This is a genomic window from Streptomyces sp. SAJ15 (genome assembly GCF_007595705.1).
In the GTDB taxonomy this organism is placed as follows: domain Bacteria; phylum Actinomycetota; class Actinomycetes; order Streptomycetales; family Streptomycetaceae; genus Streptomyces.
In genome coordinates, this window is record NZ_NISY01000064.1 from 1 (window position 1) to 210 (window position 210).

Annotated in this window: 1 protein-coding gene; it reads left to right on the forward strand. The window is 75.2% G+C overall.

Translation table 11 applies throughout. The features are described 5' to 3' along the window. On the forward strand, nucleotides 1–210 hold a 210-nt coding region (locus tag CD790_RS34340), incomplete at both ends, for a PEP-utilizing enzyme (protein ID WP_260868118.1).

A 210-nucleotide genomic window follows, 5' to 3' on the forward strand; every position in this document is an offset into this window, starting at 1 on the left:
ATCGTGGCGCGGCTGCTGGGTGTGCCGATGCCGGGTGTGCCGGACAGCGACGAGCCGTATGTGCTGATCGCGCGGGATCTGGCGCCCGCGGACACCGCCCTGCTGGACCCGACGCTGGTGCTGGGCTTCGTCACCGAGGAGGGCGGGCCGACCAGCCACAGCGCCATCCTCGCCCGCGCCCTGGGCGTCCCCGCCGTCGTCGCCCTGCCG